2 rRNA genes are annotated in these 658 nt (G+C 50.2%); both read left to right on the top strand.

Annotated features, from left to right (window positions below):
• Positions 1-512, top strand: a 23S ribosomal RNA gene (locus CD121_RS05855); the annotation flags it as partial.
• A 69-nt stretch (positions 513-581) separates the two neighbouring features.
• Positions 582-658 (top strand): 5S ribosomal RNA (rrf, locus tag CD121_RS05850); the annotation flags it as partial.

Below are 658 nucleotides of genomic sequence, written 5' to 3'. Positions count from 1 at the left end.
CTTAGTGATCCGGTGGTTCCGCATGGAAGGGCCATCGCTCAACGGATAAAAGCTACCCCGGGGATAACAGGCTTATCTCCCCCAAGAGTTCACATCGACGGGGAGGTTTGGCACCTCGATGTCGGCTCATCGCATCCTGGGGCTGTAGTCGGTCCCAAGGGTTGGGCTGTTCGCCCATTAAAGCGGTACGCGAGCTGGGTTCAGAACGTCGTGAGACAGTTCGGTCCCTATCCGTCGTGGGCGTAGGAAATTTGAGAGGAGCTGTCCTTAGTACGAGAGGACCGGGATGGACATACCTCTGGTGTACCAGTTGTCGTGCCAACGGCATAGCTGGGTAGCTATGTATGGACGGGATAAGTGCTGAAAGCATCTAAGCATGAAGCCCCCCTCAAGATGAGATTTCCCAACTTCGGTTATAAGATCCCTCAAAGATGATGAGGTTAATAGGTTCGAGGTGGAAGCGTGGTGACACGTGGAGCTGACGAATACTAATCGATCGAAGACTTAATCAATTTTATGTTTTGCGACGCAAAATCATTTTACTTACTATCTAGTTTTGAATGTATAATACATTCCATTTGTCTGGTGACAATGGCAAGGAGGTCACACCTGTTCCCATGCCGAACACAGAAGTTAAGCTCCTTAGCGCCGATGGTAG

This window comes from Staphylococcus pasteuri (assembly GCF_003970495.1).
GTDB lineage: Bacteria > Bacillota > Bacilli > Staphylococcales > Staphylococcaceae > Staphylococcus > Staphylococcus pasteuri.
This window is presented reverse-complemented; position numbering and strand designations above follow the sequence as displayed.